The organism is Pseudoflavonifractor sp. SW1122, assembly GCF_012027765.1.
In the GTDB taxonomy this organism is placed as follows: Bacteria; Bacillota; Clostridia; order Oscillospirales; family Oscillospiraceae; genus Enterenecus; species Enterenecus faecium.
Window position 1 is genome coordinate 1 of record NZ_SJOS01000016.1, and the last position, 24,588, is coordinate 24,588.

Annotated in this window: 22 protein-coding genes; 16 read left to right on the top strand and 6 right to left on the bottom strand. The window is 55.0% G+C overall.

Annotation, left to right across the window (positions count from 1 at the left end; all coding sequences use genetic code 11):
• Positions 1-6: 6 nt before the first annotated feature.
• Both E0L15_RS05520 and E0L15_RS05525 read right to left on the bottom strand, forming a co-directional pair.
• Positions 7-966 carry an Ig-like domain-containing protein gene (locus tag E0L15_RS05520; protein WP_168124839.1) on the bottom strand — a complete coding sequence of 320 codons (960 nt, stop codon included), beginning with the start codon at positions 964-966 and terminating at the stop codon, positions 7-9.
• A 66-nt stretch (positions 967-1,032) separates the two neighbouring features.
• Positions 1,033-2,202: an FtsW/RodA/SpoVE family cell cycle protein gene (locus tag E0L15_RS05525; protein WP_168124840.1), complete on the bottom strand. Its 1,170-nt coding sequence runs from the start codon at positions 2,200-2,202 to the stop codon at positions 1,033-1,035.
• 115 nt (positions 2,203-2,317) lie between these two features.
• On the opposite strand from E0L15_RS05525, the gene tsaE reads away from it, so the two are divergent.
• The 3 genes from tsaE to upp are packed head-to-tail and all read left to right on the top strand — an operon-like array spanning position 2,318 to position 4,108.
• A complete protein-coding gene (gene tsaE, locus E0L15_RS05530; RefSeq protein ID WP_168124841.1) occupies positions 2,318-2,743 on the top strand; it encodes a tRNA (adenosine(37)-N6)-threonylcarbamoyltransferase complex ATPase subunit type 1 TsaE in 426 nt (141 codons plus the stop codon).
• A complete protein-coding gene (gene tsaB, locus E0L15_RS05535) occupies positions 2,740-3,450 on the top strand; it encodes a tRNA (adenosine(37)-N6)-threonylcarbamoyltransferase complex dimerization subunit type 1 TsaB (protein WP_168124842.1) in 711 nt (236 codons plus the stop codon). The genes tsaE and tsaB overlap by 4 nt, the downstream gene beginning before the upstream one ends.
• A gap of 28 nt (positions 3,451-3,478) precedes the next feature.
• On the top strand, positions 3,479-4,108 hold the full coding sequence (gene upp, locus E0L15_RS05540) for a uracil phosphoribosyltransferase (RefSeq protein WP_087228874.1): 630 nt from the start codon (positions 3,479-3,481) through the stop codon (positions 4,106-4,108).
• 50 nt (positions 4,109-4,158) lie between these two features.
• On the opposite strand, the gene nrdR is transcribed toward upp, so the two are convergent.
• Positions 4,159-4,614, bottom strand: coding sequence for a transcriptional regulator NrdR (gene nrdR, locus E0L15_RS05545; RefSeq protein ID WP_087228871.1), 456 nt, complete (start codon positions 4,612-4,614; stop codon positions 4,159-4,161).
• A gap of 148 nt (positions 4,615-4,762) precedes the next feature.
• Between nrdR and E0L15_RS05550 the strand changes: the two genes are divergently transcribed.
• Positions 4,763-4,909 carry a hypothetical protein gene (locus E0L15_RS05550; RefSeq protein ID WP_158096579.1) on the top strand — a complete coding sequence of 49 codons (147 nt, stop codon included), beginning with the start codon at positions 4,763-4,765 and terminating at the stop codon, positions 4,907-4,909.
• A gap of 99 nt (positions 4,910-5,008) precedes the next feature.
• Here the strand turns inward: E0L15_RS05550 and E0L15_RS05555 are convergent, their stop codons facing one another.
• Entirely contained in the window at positions 5,009-5,392 is a 384-nt protein-coding gene (locus E0L15_RS05555) for a DUF4363 family protein (protein ID WP_168124843.1), read from the bottom strand.
• On the bottom strand, positions 5,389-6,069 hold the full coding sequence (locus E0L15_RS05560) for a DUF421 domain-containing protein (RefSeq protein WP_168124844.1): 681 nt from the start codon (positions 6,067-6,069) through the stop codon (positions 5,389-5,391). Before E0L15_RS05560 ends, E0L15_RS05555 begins: the two co-directional genes overlap by 4 nt.
• Before the next feature lie 179 nt (positions 6,070-6,248).
• Here E0L15_RS05560 and E0L15_RS05565 point away from each other — a divergent pair, with 179 nt between their 5' ends.
• Genes E0L15_RS05565 through guaA form a run of 3 tightly spaced genes read left to right on the top strand, consistent with a single transcriptional unit; the run spans position 6,249 to position 12,102 of the window.
• Complete coding sequence (locus E0L15_RS05565) at positions 6,249-7,334, top strand: carbamoyl phosphate synthase small subunit (protein ID WP_087228862.1); 1,086 nt, start codon at positions 6,249-6,251, stop codon at positions 7,332-7,334.
• Positions 7,334-10,543 carry a carbamoyl-phosphate synthase large subunit gene (gene carB / locus E0L15_RS05570; RefSeq protein WP_087228859.1) on the top strand — a complete coding sequence of 1,070 codons (3,210 nt, stop codon included), beginning with the start codon at positions 7,334-7,336 and terminating at the stop codon, positions 10,541-10,543. The genes E0L15_RS05565 and carB overlap by 1 nt, the downstream gene beginning before the upstream one ends.
• Positions 10,544-10,560: 17 nt before the next feature.
• The gene (guaA, locus tag E0L15_RS05575) at positions 10,561-12,102 is read left to right on the top strand and encodes a glutamine-hydrolyzing GMP synthase (RefSeq protein ID WP_168124845.1); all 1,542 of its coding nucleotides are present in this window, start codon (positions 10,561-10,563) and stop codon (positions 12,100-12,102) included.
• A gap of 160 nt (positions 12,103-12,262) precedes the next feature.
• On the opposite strand, the gene E0L15_RS05580 is transcribed toward guaA, so the two are convergent.
• Positions 12,263-12,823, bottom strand: coding sequence for a helix-turn-helix transcriptional regulator (locus E0L15_RS05580; protein WP_168124846.1), 561 nt, complete (start codon positions 12,821-12,823; stop codon positions 12,263-12,265).
• Positions 12,824-12,979: 156 nt separating this feature from the next.
• On the opposite strand from E0L15_RS05580, the gene E0L15_RS05585 reads away from it, so the two are divergent.
• From E0L15_RS05585 to E0L15_RS05625, 9 genes are all read left to right on the top strand, one after another.
• Positions 12,980-13,168: an Rrf2 family transcriptional regulator gene (locus E0L15_RS05585; protein ID WP_168124847.1), complete on the top strand. Its 189-nt coding sequence runs from the start codon at positions 12,980-12,982 to the stop codon at positions 13,166-13,168.
• Between the two features lie 11 nt (positions 13,169-13,179).
• Positions 13,180-14,256, top strand: a complete 1,077-nt coding sequence (locus E0L15_RS05590; protein ID WP_168124848.1) for a site-specific integrase — start codon at positions 13,180-13,182, stop codon at positions 14,254-14,256.
• Entirely contained in the window at positions 14,256-14,591 is a 336-nt protein-coding gene (locus E0L15_RS05595) for a hypothetical protein (protein ID WP_168124849.1), read from the top strand. The genes E0L15_RS05590 and E0L15_RS05595 overlap by 1 nt, the downstream gene beginning before the upstream one ends.
• Positions 14,582-15,724 (top strand): AAA family ATPase, encoded by a 1,143-nt coding sequence (locus E0L15_RS05600; protein ID WP_168124850.1) that lies wholly within the window; start codon positions 14,582-14,584, stop codon positions 15,722-15,724. Before E0L15_RS05595 ends, E0L15_RS05600 begins: the two co-directional genes overlap by 10 nt.
• Positions 15,725-16,112: 388 nt before the next feature.
• Positions 16,113-17,348: a plasmid recombination protein gene (locus E0L15_RS05605; RefSeq protein WP_168124851.1), complete on the top strand. Its 1,236-nt coding sequence runs from the start codon at positions 16,113-16,115 to the stop codon at positions 17,346-17,348.
• 213 nt (positions 17,349-17,561) lie between these two features.
• Positions 17,562-19,544: a class I SAM-dependent DNA methyltransferase gene (locus tag E0L15_RS05610; protein WP_168124852.1), complete on the top strand. Its 1,983-nt coding sequence runs from the start codon at positions 17,562-17,564 to the stop codon at positions 19,542-19,544.
• Positions 19,541-20,806 (top strand): restriction endonuclease subunit S, encoded by a 1,266-nt coding sequence (locus E0L15_RS05615; RefSeq protein WP_168124853.1) that lies wholly within the window; start codon positions 19,541-19,543, stop codon positions 20,804-20,806. The genes E0L15_RS05610 and E0L15_RS05615 overlap by 4 nt, the downstream gene beginning before the upstream one ends.
• 2 nt (positions 20,807-20,808) lie before the next feature.
• Positions 20,809-21,396 carry a hypothetical protein gene (locus tag E0L15_RS05620; RefSeq protein ID WP_206020577.1) on the top strand — a complete coding sequence of 196 codons (588 nt, stop codon included), beginning with the start codon at positions 20,809-20,811 and terminating at the stop codon, positions 21,394-21,396.
• 2 nt (positions 21,397-21,398) lie between these two features.
• The gene (locus E0L15_RS05625; protein WP_168124854.1) at positions 21,399-24,392 is read left to right on the top strand and encodes a type I restriction endonuclease; all 2,994 of its coding nucleotides are present in this window, start codon (positions 21,399-21,401) and stop codon (positions 24,390-24,392) included.
• Positions 24,393-24,588 lie beyond the last annotated feature (196 nt).

A 24,588-nucleotide genomic window follows, 5' to 3' on the forward strand; every position in this document is an offset into this window, starting at 1 on the left:
TTCTACTTATTGAAACCAGCTGGTCTCCCGGCTGTCCGCCACATCCAGGGCGGCGGAGAGCATCTGGGCGGCTTCCCCCCGGGTGAGGGTGTCGGAGAGCGTGGCCCCAGGGGCCACCACGTCCAGCGCCTCCAGATTGGCCACCGACTGGCTGGCCCAGGCGGGAATCTCTTGGCTCACCGAGGTGGTGTGGATGGGGATGTCGGTGGTGCACAGAAGCTCTTCCAGCATCACCGCTGCCTCCAGCTGGGTAATGGAGTCCGAGGGGGAGAACACCACTTGGCCGTCCTCATTTTGTTCTCCCAGCCCAGCCCCCTGCATCACAGCTGCGGAGACATATCCTTTGGCCCAGGCGGAGATGTCTCCGTCGTCATAAAATCCGGTGGTGGAAACCCCGTCCAGGGGCTGGGTCTGGGTCACGTCCATGGCCAGCACCAGAAATTCCTCCCGGGTGAGGGGCTGATCGGGGTCAAAGTAGGCCACCCCTGCCATTTGACGGCCCACGTAGATGCCTTCCTCAGCCAGGCGCAGGGCGGCATAGTGGTAGGGACTGCCGTCCAGATCGGCATAGGTCACTCCACAGGTGGGCACGGTGATGGAGATTTCCACGGTGGCGGGCTCGGAGACGTTGCCCATGCTGTCAATGGCCACGTAGGAGAACACGTCGGAGCCTTTCTTGTTCTCGTAGGGGGTGTACCAGAAGGTGGAGGTGTCCTTCTCATCCAGAGTCACCTGGCCCCGGGCGGGGCTGTCCACCACCTGGTAGGTGATGAGATCTCCCTCGGGGTCCACGGCGGAGAAGGTGCTGGTGATGGCAATGTCCTGATAGGTGGTCAGGGTAAGGTTTTTCGCCACCGGCGGGGTGTTCTCCCCGCTGGTGCTGACGGTGGTGACCACGGCGGCGGACACCGGCATGGTCAGGGCCCCCGCCAGCAGCAGGCAGAATAGGGGAAGACGGTATTTCACAAGAGGGTGCCTCCTTGCTCTGAGTTGATACCTCTAGCATGGCACATGGTGGTGAAAAATATACGATCAAGTTCGGTCTTTGAGCCAGCTGGGCAGGGGCCTCATTTTAATGCCCGACACCATGCCCATGGCCACAAAGAGGGTGAGGGTGGAGGAGCCGCCGTAGCTGAAGAAGGGGAGGGTCAGGCCAATGACCGGGGCCACATACAGGCACATGCCCACGTTGAGAATGGTCTGAATCATGAGCATGGCGGCGATGCCCATGGCGATATAGGCGGACATGCGGCTCTTGGCCTGCCGGGACACCCACACACAGCGCAGGATGATGGCGAAGAGGAGCAGCAGCACCACGCAGCACCCCAACAGCCCCAACTCTTCTCCACACACCGAGAAGATGAAGTCGGTGTGGCGGGCAGGCAGGTTCTGAGATAGAGCGGACTGGGTCTGTTTGCCGTGGAGGTAGCCCATGCCGGTGATCTGCCCGGAACCAATGGCCAGCAGGGAGCGGCTCTGCTGCCATCCGCGGCCCAGGGGGTCCAGGGAGTGGTCAAAGACCACCCGGAAGCGCATGATGCGGTAGTCCGTCCAGAACTTGGTGTGGGGAAGCACGAAATTCCATAGCAGGATGACACCGCCCACCAGGGGAATGCCGACCCCTAGGAACCACCGCTTCTGGACGCCGCCCACCCAGGCCATGATGACAAAGATGAACAGATACACCAGCACCATGCCGTAGTCGCCGGAGAGGGCGGCCAGCATTCCGGCAAAGAGCATGGTCAGCCCGGCGTACTTCAACAGGGAGGTGAATCGGCTCACCCCAAAGGAGCGCTGGTGGTTGATGAGCCAGGCCAGCACGCAGATGTAGGCCAGCTTGGCCATCTCGCCGGGCTGGAAGCCGGTGGACAGGCCGGGGAGAAAGACCCAGCTACGGTTTCCGGTGCCGTCGTCCCGGCCGAAGGGGAGCAGCAGCAGGATGATGGCCAGGCCCAACACCAGAAATACCTTCCACCACTTTTCCAGCAAAAATTCCAGGTCTACAAAGGTGATGACAATGTAGATCACAATGCCCAGGCAGAGAAAGATGGCCTGCTTGAGGGGATAGCTGTGGAGGGCGGGGTCATACCGGGTGGCGCTGTACACCAGAGCGATGCCGAAGAGGTTGGCACACACGCACAGGGTCAGGAGCAGCACGTCCCCTTTTTTAAAGAAATCACGAAGGTTATCCATGAAGACCATGGGAGTTCTCCTCTCATAATATGGGAAAGATCACAATGATAAAGATTAGTATAGCACATATGGCTGGGGTGTGCTATACTGTCTTGAAAGAGTTTACAAGTTGAGGTGAACGGCTATGCAGTATATCACCCACAGCCCGGACGAGACCAGGGCGTTGGGCCGTACATTGGCACAGGCGCTCCAGGGGGGCGCCGTGGTGGCATTTACCGGGGACCTGGGGGCGGGGAAGACCGCCTTTGTCTCTGGAATGGCAGAGGGATTGGGAATTGAAGAGCGGGTGACCAGCCCCACCTTTACCATCGTCAATGAATATGAAGGGGGCCGTCTGCCCCTGTTCCACTTTGACATGTACCGCTTGGGCAGCGCCGACGAGCTGTTCCACATCGGCTGGGAGGACTACCTGGCCCGGAATGGTGTGTGTGCCGTGGAGTGGAGCGAGAATGTGGACGAGGCCCTGGACGGGGACACCATTCGGGTGGATATCTCCCGGGGCGAGGACGACAACACCCGCATCATCACCATAGAGGGGGTAGCGCTATGAAAATTTTGGCCTTGGAGACCTCGGCAGTCACCGCCTCTGTGGCTATCACCGAGGACGAGAAGCTGCTGGGGCAGTCCTTCCAGAACAGCGGCCTGACCCACTCGGTGACCCTCATGCCCATGGTGACCCAGCTGCTGGACAACGTGGGGCTCACCCTCCACGACATTGACGTGGTAGCGGTAGCCGCCGGACCTGGCTCCTTCACCGGGGTGCGCATCGGCGTGGCCGCGGCCAAGGGCCTGGCTTGGCCCGACGGGAAGCCCTGCGCTCCCTGTTCTACCCTGGAGTCCATGGCATGGCAGTGCGCCCACATGGAGGGGGAAATCTGCGCGGTGATGGACGCCCGGCGCAATCAGGTGTACGCCGCCCGGTTCTTAGCCCAGAACGGGACTCTCACCCGGCTGAGCGAAGATGCCGCCATTGGCCTGGATCAGCTGGCGGAGGAACTTGAAAAATCCTCCAATGCGAAATTTCTCGTTGGAGATGGCGCATCCTTGTGTTATAATTTCCTCAAAGAGCGGGGAATATCCGCCACTATGATGCCGCCCCACCTGGTCTATCAGACCGCTTGGGGTGTGGCCCGGGCAGGGCTGGAGCTGGCCCGTCGGGACCAGCTGGTGAGTGGGGCTGCCATGGCGCCCCAGTACCACCGCCTGAGCCAGGCCGAACGGGAGCGTTTGGCCCAGGGCAAATCTTTGACCAAATGACCGATATAAGAAAAGGGGTTTGACGATTATGGAAAAAGTACACGTTTTGGACCATCCGCTCCTGCAGCACAAGCTGTCCATCCTGCGGGACAAGAACACCGGCGTGAAGGACTTTCGCAGCATCGTCTCTGAGATTGCAGGGCTGATGTGCTACGAGGCCACCCGGGATCTGCCTTTGGAGGATGTGACCATTGAGACTCCCGTGGCCACCGGCACCTTCAAGATGCTGGCCGGTAAGAAGCTGGCCGTGGTGCCCATTCTCCGGGCTGGCCTGGGCATGGTGGACGGTATTTTGAACCTGATTCCCTCCGCCAAGGTGGGCCACATCGGCCTGTACCGGGACCCTGAGACTCTGGCTCCCGTGGAGTACTACTGCAAGATGCCCAGCGACATTGCCGAGCGTGATGTCATCGTGCTGGACCCCATGCTGGCCACCGGCGGCTCCGCTGCCGCTGCCATCACCTTCCTCAAGGGCTACGGCTGCAAGCACATCAAGCTGATGAACGTGCTGGCCGCTCCCGAGGGCATTGCCTGCATCCAGAAGGAGCACCCCGACGTGGACATCTATGTGGCTGGGCTGGATGAGAAGCTCAACGACCACGGCTATATCGTGCCCGGTCTGGGCGACGCCGGCGACCGCATCTTCGGCACCAAGTAAAGGATAAAAAATAATCCCGGATTTTCCACTCGAAAATCCGGGATTATTTTTTATCTCTCTTTCAGCAGCTTGTCCAGCTCTTCCATAAAGGTGTTGATGTCTTTGAACTGGCGGTACACCGAGGCAAAGCGCACATAGGACACCTCGTCCACGTTCCGCAGCTTCTCCATCACCAGCTCGCCGATCTGGGTGGAGGGGATCTCCCGCATCAACTCATTTTGCAGGGTCTGCTCGATCTCGTCGGCGATGCGCTCCAGGGTGTCGGTGGGCACCGAGCGCTTCTCGCAGGCCTTGAGCATGCTGCCCATGAGCTTGGTCTTGTCGAAGGACTGGCGGCGACCATCCCGTTTGATGACCACCAGGGGGAGGCTCTCCATGGTCTCGTAGGTGGTGAAGCGCTTGTGACAGGCCAGGCATTCCCGGCGGCGGCGAATGCTGCTGCCCTCGTCGGCGGGGCGAGAGTCTACCACCTTGCTCTCAGGGTGGGCACAAAAGGGGCATTTCACGGGCGGATCATCCTTTCCTTGTGTGATGATAAGATTGTGGAAATTATAACATAAAAGTGGGCGGGTGTGTACCAGTTGTAAAAAATTTTTTTCGCCCTGCATAAAGAAAATTCCGGGGTGGCATACTGCTGACAGTGAGGTGATAAACATGGATAAACGTGATAGCCGCATGACCAATAAGATGGGCTCTGAAAACTGCAAGCGCCAGAGCACCGAGAACCGCAAGAAGCAGTCCCCTGAGAATCGCAAGCAGTCCGGCATGGAGAGCAAGAACCCCATGGGCAAGGGCTACTAAGAGCGGAGCCTGAAGGAGAGAGCGTGTGTATGAGACCAAGAGGTTTTGTACACACGCTTTCCCTTTCTAGAAAGAGGAGCCCGCCCTCTCAGGGCAGGCTCACAGGATGTTTTTCAAAGAGGGCAGCTCCGCCTCCACCAGCAACTCCAGCTGATAGAGAATGCGGGCGTTGGCCGCGGCATATTCCCCCGGCTGTTCCCGCTGCTCCAAAATGGCCAACGCCTCCTGGAAGGCGGTACTCACCCCGTCGATGTCGTCGTGGTGTAGGGTGGTGTGGAGGTAGAACATCTGGTCCTCCCAGGTCTCCCAGGCCGTTTGGGTGAGGTCGTAGGCGGTCTCCCAATCCCCCTGCTGTACCGCCTCACCGGCCTGTTCCAGCTGGGCAGAGAGGGACTGGGTCTCATGGGAGAGGTACCACACGTGGAGGGAGCACCCGGCCACTAAGGCGGCCAGAAGGACCACCGAACATAACAGTCGCTTCATTGTCTGCCCTCCTTGGGGACACAATAGGTGTGGCCCAGATCGTCCACCGTCATGAGAAACACCTGTTTGTGGGAGGTGAGACCGTGGGAGGCAAGCTGCTGCTGGAGCCACTGGTCCCCGTACCCTCGCCCCCTCAGGTCTTGGGAGAGCAGTCGCCCGTCGCTGATGACCACCAGGGGCAGACCGGGCTCTTCCGGGTCTTTCCCCACCTGCCGGGCGGTGGCGGGCTGGAGGGCGGCGTAGGGGAGGACGGACAGTTGGCCGTTGGTCTCCAGCACGGCGGTGTGGATTTCCTCCAGGTAGGGGTGGCCCAGAATGCGCAGTTCCTCCAGAAGCTCGTCCAGGGTCAGGCGGTTGGCCCGCAGGGCCTGCTCCACTACCTTCCCCTGGCGCACCACCACGCTGGGACGGCCCCCCAGGAGGGTGCGGAACCGAATGGACTTGGTGGAGAGAATGGAGAGGATGGAGGCAATGGCCAGCAGCACCGCAATTGGAATGACCCCAGTGAGCAGGGGAATGCCGTTGTCCTGCATGGGGACGCTGGCCAGGTCGGCAATGATGAGGGCCAGGGTCAGCTCGCTGGGTTCCAGCTCCCCCAACTGCCGCTTGCCCAGCAGACGAATACCCGCCACCAGGAGAATGTAGAGCACCAACGTGCGAATGAGTACCACAAACATGGGAACACCTCCGGCAAAATATGGTTTATTGAACATTTTGCCCTTGAATCTAGGGGAATATCCCTGGCGTTTGTCCATAATTCCGATTTTAAAAATGACATGAAAAAGCCTGCGAGAATTTCTTGTATTTTGGATGGTTTTGCGATAAAATGAACCGAGTATAAATAAAGGTGGGATATATGTTGAAGGCAACTTTGATTCTGGCCAATGGTGCTATGTTCCAAGGTCGATCCATCGGAGCCACCGCAGATCGGGTGTGCGAGATGGTATTTAACACCTCCATGACCGGGTATCAGGAAATTTTGACCGACCCCTCCTATGCGGGGCAGGGCGTGGTCATGTCCTATCCCCTCATCGGCAACTATGGAGTGAACCATTGGGATAACGAGTCCTCCCGTCCTTGGGTGGAGGCATTTGTGGTTCGTCATCTGTCCCCCCGGGGCAGCAACTTCCGCTGCGAGGGCGAACTGAACGACTTTTTGAAAGACAACAACATCACAGGAATTGAAGGGGTAGACACCCGTGCCCTGACCAAGATCCTCCGCAATCAGGGAAGCATGAACGGCATGATCACCTGTGCGGAGCATTTTAATGTGGCGGAGATTTTGGACAAGCTCCGCGCCTACAAGGTGGAGGGCACCGTGGAGCGGGTCACCCGCAAGGAGCCCGAGGTGTTCCCCGCTGTGGGTGAGCAGAAGTACCGGGTGGCCATGATGGACTACGGCGTCAAGCAGAACATGATTGACTGCCTGTGCCGCCGTGGCTGCGAGGTCACCGCATTCCCCGCCTCTACCCCCGCTGAGACGGTGCTGGAGGGCGGCTTTGACGGCGTGATGCTCTCCAACGGCCCCGGCGACCCCGCCGAGAACGTGGAGTGCATTGCCCAGCTCAAGAAGCTCTATGACAGCGACATCCCCATGTTCGGCGTGTGCCTGGGTCACCAGATGCTGGCTCTGGCCACCGGCGCCCGCACCGGGCGGCTGGACTACGGCCACCGTGGCGGCAACCACCCCGTGCGGGATATTGCCGAGGGCCGGGTGTTCATCACCAGCCAGAACCACGGCTACATGGTGCTGGCCGACTCCGTCCACCCCGAGGTGGCCGAGATCAGCCACATCAACGTCAACGACAACACGGTGGAGGGCCTGCGCTACAAGCGCCCCAACTGCTTTACCACCCAGTTCCACCCCGAGGCCAACGCCGGTCCCCGGGATACTGAGTATCTGTTCGACCGTTTCATCGCATCCATGGGAGGTGACAAGTAATGCCTAAGAATCCCGAAATCAAGAAGGTGCTGGTGCTGGGCTCCGGCCCCATCGTCATCGGCCAGGCCGCTGAGTTCGACTACGCCGGCACCCAGGCCTGCCGTGCTCTGAAAGAGGAGGGCCTGGAGGTTGTACTGGTCAACTCCAACCCCGCCACCATCATGACCGACAAGGACATTGCCGATCATGTGTATATCGAGCCCCTGAACATCCCCACCGTCACCCAGGTCATTGAGAAGGAGCGTCCTGACTCCATTCTGCCCACTCTGGGAGGCCAGACCGGCCTGAACCTGGCCATGGCCCTCCACGAGAATGGCACCCTGGCCAAGTACGGCGTGAAGCTGCTGGGCACTTCCCCTGAGTCCATCCGCAAGGCCGAGGACCGCCAGGGCTTCAAGGACTGCATGGAGGAGATTGGCCAGCCCTGCGTCACCTCCGAGGTGGTGGAGAGCGTGGAGGACGCCGTGTCCTTCGCCAACACCATCGGCTACCCTGTCATCGTCCGTCCCGCCTACACCCTGGGCGGCACCGGCGGCGGCATTGCCTACGATGAGCCCTCCCTGCGGGAGATCGCCGACCGCGGCATTAACCTCAGCCGCGTCAACCAGGTTCTGATTGAGCGCTGCATTGCCGGTTGGAAGGAAGTGGAGTTCGAGGTGCTCCGTGACTCCGCTGGCAACGTCATCACCGTGTGTTCCATGGAGAACATCGACCCCGTGGGCGTGCACACCGGCGACTCCATCGTGGTGGCTCCCACCCAGACCCTGGCCAACGAGGAGTTCCAGATGCTGCGTACCGCCGCTCTGGACATCATCTCCGCTCTGGAGATCGAGGGCGGCTGTAACTGCCAGTTCGCTCTGAACCCCGACAGCTTCGAGTACGCCGTCATCGAGGTCAACCCCCGTGTGTCCCGTTCCTCCGCTCTGGCCTCCAAGGCCACTGGCTATCCCATCGCCAAGGTGGCTGCCAAGGTGGCTCTGGGCTATACCCTGGACGAGATTCCCAACGCCGTCACCGGCAAGACCACGGCCTGCTTTGAGCCCACCCTGGACTACTGCGTGCTGAAGATTCCCCGCCTGCCCTTTGATAAGTTCACCACCGCCAGCCGTACTCTGGGCACCCAGATGAAGGCCACCGGCGAGGTGATGGCCATTGCCAACTCCTTCGAGGGCGCCCTCATGAAGGCCATTCGCTCCCTGGAGCTCAACGTGCGGGCTTTGAAGCTGGACAAGCTGGACGACCTGTACACCGACGAGGTGGAGGACCTGCTGGCCCAGGTCACCGACGAGCGTCTGTTCGTGGTGGCTGAGGCTCTGCGCCGTGGCGTGTCTCCCCACAAGATCAACCAGATCACCAAGATGGACATGTGGTTCCTGGACGGTTTCAAGCGCATCATCGACATGGAAGAGCGCCTGAAGGCCTGCCGTGGCGTGCCCGATGTGGACACTCTGAAGGAGGCCAAGGAGATGTGCTTTGCCGATAGCTATATCGGCAACCTCTGCGGCATGGAGCAGAAGGACGTCAAGGCCCTGCGGGAGAAGTACGGCATCGTGCCCTCCTTCAAGATGGTGGACACCTGCGCCGCCGAGTTCGACGCAGAGACCCCTTACTACTACTGCACCTACGACGGAGAGAACGAGGCCGACGGCGGCGAGCACGACCGCAAGAAGGTGCTGGTGCTGGGCTCCGGCCCCATCCGCATCGGCCAGGGCATCGAGTTCGACTACTGCTCCGTCCACTCCGTGTGGTCTCTGAAGCGACTGGGCTATGAGACCATCATCGTCAACAATAACCCCGAGACCGTCTCCACCGACTTCGACGTGGCCGACAAGCTGTACTTCGAGCCTCTGACTGCTGAGGACGTGCAGAACATCGTGGAGCAGGAGAAGCCCGACGGCGCTGTGGTGCAGTTCGGTGGCCAGACCGCCATCAAGCTGGCCAAGGCCCTCACCGACATGGGTGTGCCCATTCTGGGCACCTCCTCCGACGGCGTGGATGCCGCCGAGGACCGTGAGCGCTTCGACGAGATCCTCAACCAGTGCCGCATTCCCCGCGCCAAGGGCCGCACCGTGTTTACCACTGAGGAGGCCCTCCAGGCCGCCAATGAGATCGGCTATCCCGTGCTGGTGCGCCCCTCCTACGTGCTGGGCGGCCAGGGCATGGAGATCGCCTATAACGACCGCAACATCACCGACTTTATGCGCATCATCAACCGCACTGTCCAGGAGCACCCCATCCTCATCGACAAGTATCTCATGGGCCGTGAGGTTGAGGTGGACGGCGTGTTTGACGGCGAGGATATCCTCATCCCCGGCATCATGGAGCACATCGAGCGGGCTGGCGTTCACTCCGGCGACTCCATCTCTGTCTATCCCACCATTCACGTGGAGGACAAGCACAAGGAGACCATCCTGCGCTATACCCGTGATCTGGCCAAGGCTCTGGGTGTCATCGGCCTGATCAATATCCAGTTCATCATCTACAACGACGATGTGTACGTCATCGAGGTCAACCCCCGTTCCTCCCGTACCATCCCCTATATCTCCAAGGTCACTGGCGTGCCCATCATTGACCTGGCCACCAAGGTGATGGTGGGCCAGAAGCTGAAGGACCTGGGCTACGGCACCGGCATCTACAAGGAGGCCGACTACTACGCCGTGAAGATGCCCGTGTTCTCCTTCGAGAAGCTCACCGACGTGGACACTGGCCTTGGCCCTGAGATGAAGTCCACCGGCGAGGTGCTGGGCATTGCCGAGTCCTTCCCCCAGGCCCTCTTGAAGGCCTTCAAGGGCGCCAACATGCGGGTACCCAAAAAGGGTGGCCGTATCATCATCACCGTCAAGGACGAGGACAAGCAGGAGATCGTGGGCATTGCCCGGGGCTTTGCGGATATGGGCATTGAGATTCTGGCCACTGCCGGCACCTGTGAGGTGCTCCATGAGGCTGGCGTGCCCTGCACCCAGGTGGCCCGTGTCTCCGAGGCCCACCCCAACATCAGCGACATGATCGCCTCCGGCACCATCGACCTGGTCATCAACACCCCCACCAAGGGCCGCCGCCACGACACCGATGGATTCAAGATCCGCCGTGCCACCGTGGAGCACTCTGTGGGCTGTGTCACCGCCATTGATACTGCCCGTGCCATGCTCACCGTCCGTGAGCAGAGCCGCAGCGCAGACCTGCGTCCCATTGACGTGACTACCATCTAAGGGAGGAAACTATCAGAATGGCACATCAAACGGTCATCGTTCTGGACTTCGGCGGTCAGTACAACCAGCTCATTGCCCGCCGTGTGCGTGAGTGCAACGTGTACTGCGAAGTCAAACCCTATACCACCCCCTTGGCCGAGCTCAAGGCCATGAACCCCATCGGCATCATCTTTACCGGCGGCCCCAACTCGGTGTACGAGGAGGGGTCCCCCAAGGTGGACCCTGAGATTTTCACCTGGGGTGTGCCTGTGCTGGGCATCTGCTACGGCTGCCAGCTTATGGCCCACACCCTGGGCGGCCAGGTCACCCCCGCCCAGGACGACACCGCCCGGGAGTACGGCAAGACCGAGACCTGGTACAACACCAACAGCCCCATCTTCAAGGGCCTGCCCCAGCAGGGCATCTCCTGGATGAGCCACGGCGACTATATGGCCCAGGTGCCCCAGGGCTTTGAACTGGTGGCCCACAGCGCCAACTGCCCCAACGTGGCCATCGCCAACGAGGAGAAGGGCTTCTACGGCGTGCAGTACCACCCTGAGGTCAACCACACCGAAAACGGTGTGAAAATGATCCGCAACTTCCTCTATGAGGTCTGTCACGCCGCTGGCGACTGGACCATGGAGGACTACAAGAACACCGCCATTGCCGCCATCCGCGAGAAGGTGGGCGACGGCAAGGTGCTGCTGGCCCTGTCCGGCGGCGTGGACTCCTCTGTGTGTGCCGCTCTGCTGGCCGAGGCTGTGGGCAGCCAGCTCACCTGTGTGTTCGTGGACCACGGCCTCATGCGCAAGAATGAGGGCGACGAGGTGGAGGCTGCCTTCTCCAAGTGGGCCATGAACTTCGTCCGGGTGGACGCTGAGTCCCGCTTCCTGGCCAAGCTGGCTGGTGTGGAAGAGCCCGAGCACAAGCGTAAGATCATCGGCGAGGAGTTTATCCGCGTCTTTGAGGAAGAGGCCAAGAAGATTGGCGCTGTGGACTTCCTGGCTCAGGGCACCATTTACCCCGATGTCATCGAGTCCGGTGCTGGCGATGCCGCCGTCATCAAGAGCCACCACAACGTGGGCGGCCTGCCTGACTATGTGGACTTCAAGGAGATTCTGGAGCCCCTGCGTCTGCTGTTCAAGGACGAGGTGCGTCAGCTGGGCCGTGAGCTCCAGCTGCCCGAGTACCTGGTCAGCCGCCAGCCCTTCCCCGGTCCCGGCCTGGCCATCCGTGTCATCGGCGACCTGACCAAGGAGAAGCTGGACACCCTGCGGGATGCCGATGCCATCTACCGGGAGGAGATCGCCGCTGCTGGCGAGGACAAGAACATCAACCAGTATTTTGCTGTGTTGACCAACACCCGTTCCGTGGGCGTCATGGGCGATGGCCGCACCTACGACTACACCCTGGCCCTGCGTGCCGTCACCACCAGCGACTTCATGACCGCTGACTGGGCCCGCATCCCCTACGACCTGCTGGACAAGATCAGCGTCCGTATCGTCAACGAGGTACCCGGTATCAACCGTATCTGCTACGACATCACTTCTAAGCCTCCTGCCACCATCGAGTGGGAATAATTCCAAAAACGGCGGAAACCCTTGCAAATGCTTGAGTTTTGACCGTGCACAATGCTCTCTGATACTGATTTGATACTGCGAGTGTCAAACGGAGAATAAAGTGAGCTATTTCAAAGGAAAACCCGCCCTGCTGAATTCAACGTTCAGCAGGGCGGGTTTTTTAATCCCTATTTTTTCGCCACGGAATATAATACTCGCGTCCTTTACCATCGTCACAGGTGTCGGGCCAGTTGATTTTCCACTCGAAGTACTCGTCATAAGTGATTTCTCCTCTATCCAGTTCTTGCTGGCGAAGGAGCCATTCGCGCATAAAAGTATCCACTGTATAATAGTTGAAGTAGAGACCTACGGGAGGCGTTGCTGGCCAATCGTCGGTGTCGTTATAGCGAACAGCAGTGTCAGAAGAGGCATTTACCTTGCCAGGGTTACGCACGAGCTGAAACAAACGAATAACTCCGCGCTTTGATTCTTCCATCCAAAAGAACGTTTGCATAATATCCTCTGCACATCCAGATACATGGGAATAGAAATTTATGGGGTTCACATTCAATGCTTGTGCGATTCTATCCAACAGATCTCTTCTAGGAAGACGAGAATCAGATTCATATTGAGCAATTCGAATATTGGCATTCTGCTCCCCAAGACCAGCTAAGATGCCAAGTTCCTTTTGAGTCAATCCGCGAAATTTGCGAATTCTTTTAATTTTCTCACCGCATGTCATAGTCTACACCGCCTTACCCAAATAGTATAACGTAAAAGCTACACTAAAACAACACGAAAAAGAATTTACAAAATAGACATGATTAACTTATAAAAGTTAACTATAATATGGGCATAGCAAAAATGAAATATTCGAAAAACACAAGGAGGTATAGAAATGAGCAAAGAATTATTCGTAAAAGCAGAGGAAATGGCGGAAGCACTGGGAATTTCAAAGCCCTATGCTTACAAATTGATGAGGGAGATGAATGCGGAGTTGAAGCAAAAAGGATTCCTCACTATTCCCGGACGGGTAAGCCGGCGGTACTTTGAGGAAAAGTTCTATGGCTTGAGTGAGAACGGATAAGGAGGAATAGGATGCCAGCGTATAAAAATCAGACAAAGGGGACCTGGTATGTATCGTTTTATTACCAGAACTGGAAAGGGGAGAGAACTCGAAAGTTAAAACGTGGGTTCCGGACTAGGAAAGAGGCGCTGGACTGGGAGAGAACCTTTCAATTGCAGACTACGGCAAACCTGAAAATGACTTTTGAGGATTTCATTGCCGTGTACACAGTGGATATGAAGCAGCGAATGAAGCTGAATACCTGGGTTACAAAGGAGAGCGTCATCCAAACCAAGCTGATTCCCTACTTTGGAAAACGCAAGATGTGCGAGATCCAGGCCAAAGATGTCATGGCATGGCAAAACGAAATGATGAAACACGAGAATCGTGAAGGGCAGAAGTATTCACCCGTTTATCTGAAGACCCTTCACAATCAGCTCAGTGCCATTTTCAACCATGCGGTTCGCTATTATAACCTGAAGGAGAATCCAGCGGCCAAGGTAGGGAATATGGGGAAGTCTAAGGGGCGGGAAATGCTGTTTTGGACTAAAGAGGAGTATCAAAAATTCGCTGAAGTCATGATGGACAAGCCTATGTCATTCTATGCATTTGAACTTCTGTACTGGTGTGGAATTCGGGAAGGGGAACTGTTGGCCCTTACCCCCAAAGACTTTGACTTTCAACGTCAGACAGTTTCCATCAGCAAATCCTATCAGAGAATCCGAGGGAAGGATGTGATTACCGACCCCAAGACACCCAAAAGCAACCGAGTCATTCAAATGCCGGAGTTTCTCTGTGAGGAGATCCAGGACTATATCAAAAGTCTGTATGGAGTGAAGGAGACGGACCGAATGTTTACCGTGACAAAATCCTATCTGTATCGGGAGATGGACCGAGGGTCAGTCCGGGCGAACATCAAACGAATTCGCGTTCACGATTTGCGACACTCCCATGTGTCCCTCCTCATTGAAATGGGATTTTCTGCTTTGGCCATCGCAGACCGGGTGGGACACGAAAGCATTGATATCACCTATCGGTATGCCCATCTGTTCCCATCCAGGCAAAAGGAGATTGCAAATAAACTCAATGAAGAGAGAGGTGGTTTTTGATGTCAGCAAAAAACAAAGATAACAAGAACCGATGGAGAAACAAGGTCGTGGCCTTCCGAATGTCGCCGGAGGAAGATCAGCAGTTGGAGACCTTTGTGGCGCTGTCCGGCCTGACCAAGCAGGATTATATCATTCGGCGGCTTTTGGAAAAGGACGTGGTGGTGCAGGGAAATCCCAGGGTATTCAAAGCGCTGCGCAATCGGTTTGACCTGGTGTTGCAGGAGCTTCAACGTATTGAAGCAGGTACCAAGGTGGATGATGAACTGTTGGATGTCATCCGCATGATGAACCAGATCATGTCTGGCATGAGAGAGGATGGTCTGGGATGCCTGTAATAGAAAAAACGACCGCCCCTAACTCATCTGTTGGCGCAGATGAGGGGCAGTCGTCCAAAGTGAACACAGATATTATATCAGATTTCTATGGGGAAAACAACGGATTGGACGCAGAATTGCAGGCGTATTTTCGAGAGCAGCAACAGCGAAACGACCCGGCCTATCTGCCCACCGTGACCCTCAATGAATTGATGGAGCAGGTGTACCAGGGACGAGGCTCCATTATAGAAAACTTGCTCTACACCGGGGCCTATCTCCTGGCCGGTGCCCCCAAGATCGGCAAATCCTTTTTGGTGGCACAGTTGGCGTATCACGTCAGCGTGGGCCGCCCCATCTGGGAGTACCAGGTGAAGCAGGGGGCAGTCCTGTATTTGGCCCTGGAGGACGACATGAGGCGGCTTCAGCAGCGGATGTCCCGGATGTTCGATGTGGACGGAACGGACAACCTGTATTGTGCCACCCAGTCCAAACAAATTGGTCAGGGCTTAGAGGAGCAGTTGAACAAGTTTCTCCGAGAACACCGAAATACCAAGCTGGTGATCGTGGACACCTTGCAGAAGGTGCGGGAAGTGTCCGGGGATGCCTACAGCTATGCCAAGGACTATGAGATCATCAGCAAGCTGAAGCAGATAGCGGACTTAAATCAGGTATGCGTCCTGATTGTACACCACACCCGCAAGCAGCCGGCGGGGGACAGCTTCGAGACAATTTCCGGAACTACCGGACTGCTGGGGTGTGCAGACGGGGCCTTGCTGATGCAGAAGGAGCAGCGCACGGATGCCAAGGCTACGGTGGAAGTAGTGGGGCGGGATCAGCCGGATCAGCGGCTGTATCTCAGGCGGGATCAGGAGCGGCTGCTGTGGACGTTGGAGCGAGTGGAGAACGAGCTGTGGAGACGGCCACCGGACCCGCTGCTGGAACAGGTGGCAAGCTTGGTGCAGCAGCATGAAGGGGTATGGGAGGGAAGTGCTACCCAGCTGTGCCAACTGCTGGGCATAGACCTCCTACCCAATGCTCTGGCTAGGCAGTTGAACGTAAAAGCGGGGGAATTGGCCAGCGAATATCAAGTCCAGTACACATCCAAGCGCACCAGCGCAGGCAGCAAAATCTTTCTCAAGAAACAGCCAGAGTGACGATGAGTGACGATAGTGACGATGAAAATGGGAGTGGGGGCGGTGTGAAAAATATCGTCATCATCGTCACTATCGTCACACACCCCCGTTTTCGCGCCCCTCGTCTTGTGGGGAATGGGACGCCATTCCCCACAATCGCCGGGGACAATCCGGGGGCATTGTCTCCGGCGGTGTTCCACGGAAAAGGCGTGGAACACACCGTGGTTGCAGGGGAGACGGTACTCTGCAACCACGGCAGGCTCCCGCAGGAGCCGCATACCCCCTCGGAGAGCCCACGACATCTTTGCAGCCGAATGGCTGAAAGTGTCATAGTGGGTTACACACTTTGAAAAAGGTGTGTAACCTCCGTGCCCTTCAGCCCGCACCATGGAAAAGGAAGTGAACGCATATGGGGAAAGAGAACTTCTCGGTTGCCCGTGTGGAAACCCGCACAAGGTCAACGGTGGGTAAGTTCGAACGACATATAGAACGGAAAAATGAGAGCTATGAAAATATGAATGTGGATCTCTCTCGGACTCATTGGAATGTCAGCTATCAGGGCTGTGGGGAGCAGACCTATAACGAGCGGCTGGATGAGTTGGTTGCAGCCGGGACTGTGTCTCTCAAGGGCTTGAAGCCAGATGCAAAGGTCTTTGATGAGATGGTTCTGGATGTAAATACCGAGTACTTTGAACAGCGTGGTGGATATGAATATGCCTGCCGTTTTTATGAAGCTGCCTTTCATTTTGCTCAAAGAGTATATGGCGAGGGAAATATTATCTCCGCCGTCATGCACGCCGATGAGCTGAATGTGGCCATGACAGAAAAGTATGGCAGGCCAATTTATCATTATCACCTGCATGTAATGGCACTGCCGGTGGTAGACAAAGAGGTGCGCTGGACCAAGCGGTGCAAGAACCCTGCCCTTGTGGGAACGGTCAAAGAGGTCATCCACCAGGTCAGCCACTCAAAGAAGTGGAAGTCTGTGAAGGCCGTTGACGAGGACGGGAAGCCTATTCTCAACAGCAAGGGCAAGCCCACCTACCACGCCTCTTACAGCGTGCTTCAGGACCAGTTTTTTGCGTATATGAAAGAAGCTGGCTTTGAAGGCTTTGAGCGTGGAGAACGTGGCAGCACGGCGGAACATTTGGCGTCGCTGGGATATAAAATTCAGCAGGATGAGAAGCGGTTATCGGTCCTGGAAAAGAAAATTGCCAGCGAGCAGGGGAGGTATCAGCAAACACACCGGGCGTTTATGACGTTTGGGGAGATTGAGCAATCCGGGAAAAAGACCTTTACAGGTAAGTATAGCGTGTCGGCGGAGGACTATGAAAAGTTGACGACTCTGGCCAAACAGAGCTATTCCGCAGTTTCAGAGTCAAAGAGGCTGAGAGAGGAGAATCAGTCCTTAACCCGGCGCATCTGGTCGTTGCAATCTGAGGTGGCACAGCTTCAAAAAGCCTTGGCAGAGCTGACCGAAAGGTGCAGACCCTATCTGGAAGCGGTCAAGGCGGCGCCCAAAGCGGTGAAGGAGTTTATGGACGGGATACTGGAGAAGTTCAAAAAGCAGGAGAAGAGCATTGTATATGAGCCGATTGCTCCTTCTGATAAGAGACGTCACAAAAGCAGAGACAGAGAGAGATAACAGAGACGGCGGCAGGGAGTGACATCCATGCCGCCGTTATGCGTGACGCAGGTGTGAAACAAAAAGTTCCTCTGGGGAAAATAGATTTACAATATAAATGTAGAATAGCGGTCGCTGTCATTGTGTGGTATAATCGAACAAAACGTGTTGTTATGAGTGAGAAAAGATAAAACGATACTATTTTCTGCTCCAAACATAGGGAGGACACAAAGTATGAGCCTGAGTGCCAATGTAAGTGAAAAAGCAGCCCTGATCTGGGCCATTGCAGATAAATTGACCGGGGTATACAAGCCCCACGAATACGGAGAGGTGATTCTGCCCCTCACCGTGATTCGGCGGTTCGACTGCATCCTGGCAGACACCAAGGATGCTGTGCTGGAAAAATACGAATCCGTGAAGAATCTCCCCATGCGGGACGTGCTTTTGCGCAACGCCTCCGGCAAGGCGTTTTACAACATCAGCAAATTTACCTTTGAACGTCTGTTGGACGACCCGGACAACATCGAGGCCAACTTCCGGGACTACCTGAACGGATTCTCGGATAATGTCCAGGACATCCTGCAAAAGTTCAAGTTTGATGGCCAGATCACCACTATGGCCAACAAGGGAATCCTGTACATCGTTATTAAGGAGTTCACCACCCCCAAGGCCAACTTGCACCCTGATGTGATCTCCAATCTGGAGATGGGCTATATCTTTGAGGAGATTATCCGCCGGTTCTCTGAGTCCCACAATGAGGACGCTGGGCAGCACTATACCCCCAGAGAAGTGATCCAGCTGATGGTGAATATCCTGTTCTATGATGACAACGATATGTTGTCTGGCAACAACGTGGCCAAGACCATCTATGACCCTGCCTGTGGCACAGGTGGTATGCTGTCGGTGGCGGAGGAATACTTACACCAGCTCAACGCCTCCACGGAGCTCATGGCCTTTGGGCAGGAGCTGAATGACCAGACCTTCGCCATCTGCAAGGCGGATATGCTCATCAAAGGTAACAACGCCGACTTCATCAAGGACGGCAACACGCTGTCCGATGACCAGTTCGAGGGACAGACCTTCGACTATATCCTTTCCAATCCCCCCTTCGGACGGGAGTGGAAGAATGAGAAAGCGGCGGTGGAGACGGAGGCCAAGCGGGGCTATGCTGGGCGGTTTGGCCCCGGCCTGCCTGCGGCCAGTGATGGGCAGATGCTGTTTCTGCTCACCGCCATCTCCAAAATGAAGGAGCCCAAGGACGGCGGCAGCCGCATTGCCATCATCCACAACGGTTCGCCCCTCTTTACCGGCGACGCTGGCAGCGGCCCCTCTGAGATTCGCAAGTACATTCTGGAGCATGACCTGCTGGAGGCCATCATCGCCCTGCCCAACGATATTTTCTATAACACCGGCATTGCCACCTATATCTGGGTGCTGTCCAACAAGAAAGCCGGGACCCGCCGGGAGGGCAAGGTGCAGCTTATCAACGCCAACGGCCTGTATGAGAAGCGCCGTAAGGCCCTGGGCAACAAGCGCAACGACATCCCGGAGAGTGCCATTCAGGAGATCACCCGGCTGTACGGCGACTTTGCGGAGAGCGAGATCAGCAAGATTTTTGATAACGCTGACTTTGGCTTTACCAAGATCACCGTGGAGCGGCCTCTGCGCTACAATTTCTCTACCGCTGAAAATCGCTTGAAACGCCTCTCAGAGCCGGATTGGCTGGACGATCTGAGAGGTGAGGGGGAATACAATCCCCCATATCGCAAATGGCAGCAGGCCCTTCGTGCCGTAGATCAAGACAGGGTGTTTACCAATCAAGCGGATTTTCATGTGGAAGTGATGAAGGCTCTGGAAGGGGTAGGTATGACCACGGACAAGTCCACCTGTGGTATGGTTGAGCTGTTGTTGGCGGAGGAGAACGACACATCGGACATCGTACTCAAGCGGGGAAAGCCGGTTCCCAGCACGGCAAAGAGAGACACAGAGAATGTGCCGCTGAAAGAGGACATTCAGACCTACTTTGAACGGGAAGTGCTTCCCTTTGCCTCCGATGCCTGGATTGACGAGAAGAAGTCCAAGGTGGGATACGAGATCCCATTCACTCGGTATTTCTATAAATATGAAGCCCCCAAGCCCTCGGCGGAGATCATGCAGGAGATTCTGGCCATTGAAGCGGAGTTGGATGGTGCTCTGGCGGAGGTGTTTGGAGCATGAGGGAGATGAAAGACAGCGGGATTGAGTGGATTGGAGAGATACCAAAAAACAAGCGTCTAATCAGAAACAAGTATTTACTGGAATATACTAAAGGAAAATTACCCACAGATACCAATTTTGAGGGTGAAGGATTTCCGTATATAGGCGCAACTGATTTGGAGTCTAATGAACCTTATAAAACATATACCACCGATAAAACATTACCGGATTCTGGTGATAGTGATTTGTTGGTATTGTGGGATGGAGCGAGAGCAGGACTATGTGGTACGCATAAGATCGGTAAGGTTTCTTCAACAATAGCGCGCATTAGAGAAGTTGATAGTACAATATACCGACCTTTTTTATATTGGTACTATAAAGGATTTGAAGATTATGTGTACCAACGTGTGAACGGAACGACAATTCCGCATATGAACCGAAAATATATTGAAGAAATCCAAATGATTGATTGGACTGTTCAGGAACAGCGCTGCATTTCCGACTACCTAGACCGTAAGTGCAGCCAAATTGATTCCATCATTGCCCGGCAGCAGGAAGTGATCGAGAAGCTGAAAGCCTATAAGCTGTCTGTTATCACCGAAGCCGTCACAAAAGGTCTGAATCCAGATGTGCACATGAAGGACAGCGGGATTGAGTGGATTGGGAAGATACCGGAGCATTGGACTATTCATAAATTTTGTTGGGACTATTGCGCCATGCTTGGAAAGATGCTGGATGCAAAACGCATTACCGGAGAGGGCCTTCATCCATATATTAAAAATGCCGATGTTCAGTGGGACAGTATTAACTTTGAAAATCTCGATGAGATGGACTTTTCTGATGAAGAAAAGGAGCGATATACCATTTCCCCAGGAGATTTAATGGTATGTGAAGGCGGGGAAATTGGAAAGTGTGCGATTGTTCCAGATGATATTCCAGAAGGTATTTATTATCAGAAGGCATTGCATAGAGTCAGAAAACGGCATCCAGATAGCGGGAATATTTATTTTCTGAGCAAAGTAATTTACTGTATGGCTAAAAATAATTGCCTGAATACATCGCCTGAGAAAGCTACCATTGCACATCTGCCTGGAGATGCATTAAGCCAATTAAGAATTCCTACGCCACCTATATCAGAACAAGGCCAAATTGCTGAATATCTAAGTGGAAAGTGCATGGAAATAGATAGATTGTCTGCTCGCAAACAAGAAACCATTGATAAACTAATTAGATACAAAAAATCCCTCATTTATGAGGTTGTGACCGGAAAGAAAGAGGTGTAAAAATGGTTGATCGTTTACTCATTGATTTAGATAAGTCACTGGATAACGATTGCTATTTTGCGGCCTTATCATTGGCACTTACGCTGCCAGATATATGTGGGAGAGCTGAATATCCAAATTTAGCTACTAAATCTAAGAAACGATACATTCAGTGGTACGATGAGTATATTGGCCAGTACGAAAAACCACCAAAAGAAAATGAAGATGATGAAGATATGCCCTATTTAAGTGGGGAGGTAATTTACCAACTTCGTTGTTCTTTGCTGCATCAAGGTACCCCGGATATTGAAAAAGAAAATATCAAAGCCGCAGAAAATAAAATTGACCATTTTTCTTTAATTTTGGAAAAGAAAAAGGATTTTAATGTTTATTGTGATGCTGCAAGAGTGTATTGGAATAATACGTCCACCAATAAATCCCGAAGCTATCGAATAAATGTTAGGCGATTTTGCCTGATTGTCAGTTGTGTCGTTAAAAACTACTATGAAAGCAATAAAGAAAAATTTGATTTCATTAACTGTAATGTTATCGATTGGGATGAAGTAACAGCAAGAATACACCATCTTATGCATCCTTATGAGGAGGTATAACCATGCCCGACTTTGACATAAAAGAAAAACGCTTTGAGCAGGATATTGAGGAATACCTCACGACCCACGGCGGCTATCAGAAGGGCAACCCCGCCGCCTTCAACCGGGAAAAGGCACTGGACACCGGTACCTTCCTTTCCTTCATCCGTGCTAGCCAGCCCAAGCAGTGGGAGCGGTTTGAGAAGATCTACGGAGCAGACAGCGAGCGGCAGCTCATCGACCGGTTTTGCCGGGAAGTGAAGCTGGTGGGGCTGCTGAAAGTGCTGCGCCAGGGCTTCACTGACCGTGGCATCAAGTTCCGGGCCGTGTTCTGGAAGCCGGAGACCTCCATCAACGAGACAAGCCAGGCCCAGTATGCCGCCAACATCCTCCACTGCACCCGGCAGCTCCACTATTCCCTGAGCAACGAGAACAGCATTGATATCGTCCTGTTCCTCAACGGCATTCCTGTGGTATCCATGGAGTTGAAGTGTCAGTTCACCGGGCAGGACACCTCCAACGCCATCAACCAATACAAGTTTGACCGTGCCGGGAAAGATGCCATTTTCCAATTCAAAAACCGGGTGCTGGTTCACTTCGCTGTGGACCTGACCAATGTGTATATGACCACCCGGTTGGAGGGGGCCAACACCTATTTCTTGCCCTTCAACCAGGGTAGCAATGGAGCTGGAAAAGTGGGAGGCAAGGGAAACCCCGTCAACCCGGACTGCTACGACACCGCCTACCTGTGGGAGAATGTGCTGTGCAAGGATCGCTTGCTGGAGATCCTACATAAATACCTGCATTTACAGGTGATCCGGGATGAAAAGACTGGGGAAGTGAAGTCCGAGCGGATGATCTTTCCCCGGTACCATCAGCTGGATGTGGTGACGAAACTGCTGCAGGATGTGAAGGCCCACGGCTCTGGCAAAAACTATCTCATTCAGCACAGTGCAGGCTCCGGCAAGTCCAACTCCATTGCCTGGTTGGCCCATCGCCTCAGCGGTTTGCACGACTGCCACGATGAGAAGATTTTTCAGTCTGTCATCATCGTTACCGACCGCCGGGTGCTGGACAGCCAACTGCAAAACACGGTCTATCAGTTCGACCATGTGGCGGGAGTGGTGCAGAAGATCGACAAGAACGCCCAGCAGCTCCGGGAGGCCATCGAGGCCGGGACGGGTATCATCATCACCACCCTCCAGAAGTTCCCGGTCATCTACAAAGAGGTACGTTCCGGCAATAAGCGGTTTGCGGTTATTGTGGACGAGGCACACTCTTCCCAGACCGGTGACGCCGCCCGCAAGCTGAAGCGGGCGTTGGCAGATACCGAGAAGGTACTGGAGGAGTACGCCCAGCAGGAGTACGAGGAAGAAGCCAAGCGCAAAGACGATGAGGACAAGCTGTTGGATGAGCTGGCAGCCCAGGGTGTTCATGAAAATCTGTCCTTCTTTGCCTTTACGGCCACCCCTAAAGATAAGACGCTTCAAATGTTCGGCCAGCGGGACGAATATGGAAAGTATCATCCCTTCCATGTGTATTCCATGCGGCAGGCCATTGAGGAAGGTTTTATTCTGGATGTGCTGCAAAACTACATGACCTACAATATGTACTACAAGATTGCCAAAGCCATTCCCGATGATCCAGAGCTGGACACCACCGCCGGTGTGCGTGCCATCCGGCAGTTCGAGACGCTGCATCCCCATAACATCTCTCAGAAAACTGCCATCATGCTGGAGCAGTTCCGCAGCGCCACCCGGCACAAGATCGGCGGGAAGGCCAAGGCTATGATCGTGACACCTTCTCGGCTCCATGCAGTGCGCTATCTGCTGGAGTTTAAGCGTCAGATCCAGGAGAAGGGGTATAACGACCTGGATGTGCTGGTGGCCTTCTCCGGTGAGGTGGACGACAACGGAGTGCCCTATACGGAGGAAAAGCTGAATAAGACCAAATCTGGCGAGACCATCAAGGAGAAGGCGCTGCCAGAGGCGTTCCATACCGATGAATTCGGTATGCTCATTGTGGCAGAGAAGTACCAGACTGGCTTCGACGAGCCTCTGCTGCACACCATGTTTGTGGATAAGAAGCTGAGCGGCGTGAAGGCGGTCCAGACCCTGTCCCGCCTGAACCGCACTATGAGAGGGAAGAAGGACACCTTTGTGTTGGACTTCGTCAACTCTGCCGAGGATATCCGCAAAGCCTTTGAGCCGTACTATGAGGAGACGGTTTTGGAGGAGGAGACCGATCCCAACGTGGTGTATGACCTGAAAAATACCCTGGACGAATTCCGGGTCTATCAGCAGATGGAGATCGACCACTTTGCCGAGATCTTCTATGCAGCCAAGGAACAGGGCATGGGAGACATGGGGCGGCTCCAGGGCGCCATCCGTCCGGCGCTGGATCGCTTCGAGGCCCTGGAGGAGGAGAAGCAGGACTTGTTCAAGTCCACACTGGCCCGATTCAATCGTATCTATGCCTTTATCACCCAGGTGTGCCGCCTGTTTGATAAGGACATTCACAAGTTCAGCGTGTATGCCAAGTTCCTCTATACCATGCTGCCCAAGGGTGGACGGGACAAGGTCTATGTGGATGATAAGGTGCTGCTGGAGTACTACCGCTTGGAGAAGAACTTCGAGGGAGAAATCCAACTAGAGAGCACCCCGGAGGGCTTCCGGCCCATCACCGGCGAGGCTGGACGCAGAGAGAAGAAGCGTGACCCCCTGACGGTCATCATTGATAAGATCAACGAGAAGTTCGGCACCAACTTTACCGAGATGGACAAGGTCCTGCTCCAAATGGAGAACGACTATGCCGCCCAGGACAAGTGGCACAGCTATGCCCAGAACAACGACCGCAAGACTTTCATGCTACTCTTTGAGAAGGACTTTCCCAACATGGCCGCTGCCCGGTATGAGCAGAATGAGGACTTCTTCGTGAAGATGTTCTCTGAGCCGGATATGATGCGGCAGGTCATGGAGACGGTGGGGACAGTGGTGTATGAGAGGTTGAGAGCATGAAGGAAAGGTTAATTAAAATTGAGAATATACAAGACTCGCTGCCCTGATGCGGGGGAGTCCACACGCCCTAGAATTGTATTATTGATGTGCTGTTGAAACTGCAATCATATATGCATGATGGAAACAGTTACAAAAATAACTAAGTAGAATTTGAAAACGAAGAATCACAGGTAATAGATAGGCATAAGAGAAAAAA